The organism is Roseofilum sp. (assembly GCF_982964205.1).
Window position 1 is genome coordinate 1 of record NZ_CEZBFX010000027.1, and the last position, 3294, is coordinate 3294.

Here is a 3294-nt window from a genome sequence, read left to right on the forward strand (position 1 = left end):
AGCCTCCCATTCATCTTTATCTCATGCGGATGGCGAGACTCGAACTCGCAAGGCAAAGCCACACGCCCCTCAAACGTGCGCGTATACCAATTCCGCCACATCCGCTGACAACTGGTGAGCATCGCTCACCGATTCTTATCGTAGCATAAGTCAACGGCGATCGCACCCATCAGAAAAAAAGATCTTCCAGAAAGGCCCCCAAACCCCCTATTCTAACGGAATATATCATGCTCAAAAACTGGAAGATGACTTTTTCAAAAATCCTGATTGCCAACCGAGGAGAGATTGCCCTTCGCATCCTCCGCACCTGTGAAGAACTGGGCATTGCCACCGTTGCTGTTCACTCCACCATAGACCATCAGGCTCTCCATGTACAGTTAGCTGATGAAGCCGTCTGTATTGGAGAGGCCAATAGCAACAAAAGCTATCTCAACATTCCCAACATCATCGCTGCTGCCCTAACCCGCAACGCCACCGCCATTCATCCGGGTTATGGTTTCCTAGCCGAAAATGCCAAATTTGCTGAAATTTGCGCCGATCACCAAATTACCTTTATCGGCCCCACTCCAGAAGCCATGCGAGCCATGGGGGATAAATCCACCGCTAAAGCCACCATGCAAAAGGCTAAAGTCCCCACTGTACCCGGTAGTGATGGACTCTTGAGCAATGAACATGAAGCCATTCGTGTCGCTCGTGATATTGGCTATCCAGTCATGCTCAAAGCCACGGCTGGGGGAGGCGGGCGGGGAATGCGCCTGGTTCGGGATGAGAGCCAACTGATTAAACTGTTCCGAGCCGCTCAAGGAGAAGCCGAAGCCGCCTTTGGTAATGCTGGGGTTTACCTAGAAAAATTTATTGAAAATCCCCGCCATATTGAATTTCAGATTTTAGCTGACTCCTATGGTAATGTCATTCACCTAGGGGAGCGGGAATGCTCGATTCAAAGACGACATCAAAAACTGTTAGAAGAATCTCCCAGCCCTGCTCTAACACCGAAACTACGACAAAGAATGGGAGAAGCTGCTATTAAAGCAGCACGTTCGATTAACTACACGGGAGCTGGAACCATTGAGTTTCTACTCGATAAATCCGGCAATTTCTACTTCATGGAAATGAACACCCGGATTCAAGTCGAACATCCGGTTACGGAAATGGTGACCGGACTAGATTTAATTGCTGAACAAATCCGCATTGCCCAAGGAGAAAAACTATCTTTAAGCCAAAAACAAGTTCAATTCAGAGGTCATGCGATCGAATGTCGGGTGAATGCCGAAGATCCCGATCATAATTTCCGTCCTAATCCCGGCCGCATCAGTGGATATCTCGTTCCTGGAGGTCCTGGTGTGCGGTTTGATTCCCATGTCTATACCGATTACGAAATTCCCCCCTATTATGATTCCCTTATTGGTAAATTAATTGTTTGGGGTGCAGACCGAGATAGTGCGATCCGTCGCATGAGACGAGCTTTGCAAGAATGTGCAATTACGGGTGTACCAACCACGATTGGATTTCACCAGAAAATTCTGGAAACTTCAGCGTTCTTAGAAGGAAATGTGTACACTAACTTTATTGAACAGTACTTTGGTTAAAAAATAGGGTAAATAGTGCATTAAAAAACAGGAGGTAATTACCGATACTTTTTCCTTCGTTGTAGCGCTTTAGCGCTACAACAAGTCGCACCTAATACCTTGTTTGAGATGAAATAGTCCACTACGATACTTTGCTCTTGCCTGACGTATGAAATTTCTGGGAATTGATTTAGGATGGCGCTCTGGAGCGACTGGGTTGTGTTGCTTAGAGTGGGGCGCTGGGCAATTGCATCTGCTAGACTTAACGACAGAGATCGACCTGGAGCGGATTCTGGCTTGGATCGATCGCCAGGTTCCCTCTGAAACTCCTGGATTAATTGCCGTAGATGCGCCAACTCTAATTCCTAATCTAACCGGAATGCGTCTGTGCGATCGCCTCACCCATCGCTATTTCGGCAAGTACGATGCGGGATGTTATCCTGCCAATCAACAGCGTCCATTTGCCGAGCGTACCACAGGATTTGGTGAATCTTTAACCACACGGGGGTTTAGCCATGCCCCGGAAATCATACCTCAAACACCCGGACGCTATCAAATAGAAGTCTATCCCCATCCAGCGATCGTGAATTTATTTGGACTAGAGCGGATTTTGAAGTACAAAAAAGGTAAGGTGGGCGATCGCCGGTTAGAATTATCTAAACTGCGAGAGTTTATCGGCGATCGACTTCCCCAGCGCCAACCCCCTCTGGCTGTTCTTAATTTACCTGATATCCCAGAAACAGGAAAAGCCCTTAAAATAGTTGAAGATCAACTCGATAGTCTCATCTGTGCCTATATTGGGGCTCATTGGTGGTATTGGGGAACCGAAAAAAACTGGGTACTTGGAGACCTCAGTTCTGGATATATCATTGTCCCGTTCTAAAAAACTTAATGTGGGACAGACTGTAATTAGAGTATTTTTTTTTCTTTGTATTTGCCGTCATTACTGAACGTGAAAACCATGGACTTACAGCAGTTTTCGCTCTTATGTAGTACATTTCTATCCCCCCAACCCCCCTTAGAAAGTTGGATTTAGGGGGATTTTTCTTGCTGTATACTCCTCTTCTTACTCTGCTTGTGAGTAGACGGCTTACTATTTTTTTTAAGTAATATAAACACCAATCAGCTTCTTCAATTTTTTCAGAAAAACAAGCTACACAATCAGAGGTTCATTAGCTAGACCATTCCTTTCATCATGCTAGAGATCCAATGTCTTGAGAATGGCATTATATTCTCTACTGCGCCAGCGTCTAATCGCCAATTTGTGCATTAACAGAAGAGTCTATTTTTTTACGTTCCACACTTGCCCCTTTCTGCTGCACAACATGGGTTAGCTCATGGGCAATTAATTCCTGACCTTGGGGACTTGATGGTTTATATTGTCCTTTATTGAAAAATACATCCTGTCCCGTGGTAAATGCTTTTGCTTGTATCGATTGACTTAAACCATGAGAGTGGGAATCCGTATGCACCTTCACACCACTAAAATCAGCGCCCATCGCTTCTCCCATTTTCGTCTGAAGCGTAGGATCTAAGGGTTGTCCCCCTCGTTTCGCTTGTTTGAGTTGTCCTTCAAACTCTGGGGTAGCTCTTCCTCCTGCTAACCCGTCCCGTTGTAGTCCTGGTTTGGGTTTCATATCTACCTCCTCCTCCTCGTTCCGTTGCACCGCTGAGTCAAGAGGCTTCATGTCTACCTCCTCCTCCTCGTTACGTTGCACAGCCGAGT

The 3294-nt window shown here is 46.2% G+C and carries 3 protein-coding genes and 1 tRNA gene; 2 read left to right on the forward strand and 2 right to left on the reverse strand.

Features of this window, described 5'->3' with window-relative positions:
* Positions 1-24: 24 nt before the first annotated feature.
* Positions 25-105: transfer RNA gene (locus AC3A14_RS09230), tRNA-Leu, on the reverse strand.
* Between the two features lie 140 nt (positions 106-245).
* Between AC3A14_RS09230 and accC the strand changes: the two genes are divergently transcribed.
* Together accC and AC3A14_RS09240 are read left to right on the forward strand one after the other, a co-directional pair.
* Positions 246-1589, forward strand: a complete 1344-nt coding sequence (gene accC / locus AC3A14_RS09235) for an acetyl-CoA carboxylase biotin carboxylase subunit (RefSeq protein ID WP_318734463.1) — start codon at positions 246-248, stop codon at positions 1587-1589.
* Positions 1590-1737: 148 nt separating this feature from the next.
* Complete coding sequence (locus tag AC3A14_RS09240) at positions 1738-2451, forward strand: DUF429 domain-containing protein (protein WP_318734466.1); 714 nt, start codon at positions 1738-1740, stop codon at positions 2449-2451.
* A gap of 367 nt (positions 2452-2818) precedes the next feature.
* Here AC3A14_RS09240 and AC3A14_RS09245 read toward each other — a convergent pair.
* Positions 2819-3294: eCIS core domain-containing protein (locus AC3A14_RS09245; RefSeq protein ID WP_487778981.1), on the reverse strand; the 476-nt coding region annotated here is incomplete at its 5' end.